Below are 212 nucleotides of genomic sequence, written 5' to 3' on the forward strand. Positions count from 1 at the left end.
TCGGCCCCCACTTATCCCCTCAGCACGTCCAGGGCGCCGCACGCTCCGTCTGCAGGCGGTAACGCTCGATGGCCTGCTGGCACACGCGGGCGTCCAGCGCGCCCTCTTCCACCAAGGCCGTCAACGCCGCCAGCACCAGGTGGTGGCGGTCCACCTCAAAGAAGTCACGCAGTGCCGCCCGCGTATCACTGCGGCCAAAGCCGTCGGTGCCC

1 protein-coding gene is annotated in these 212 nt (G+C 69.8%); it reads right to left on the reverse strand.

Translation table 11 applies throughout. The features are described from left to right. Window positions 1-19: 19 nt before the first annotated feature. Window positions 20-212: hypothetical protein (locus ACW9IN_RS30220; protein ID WP_457369260.1), on the reverse strand; the 193-nt coding region annotated here is incomplete at its 5' end.

This window comes from Pseudomonas sp. SDO5271_S396, assembly GCF_054071795.1.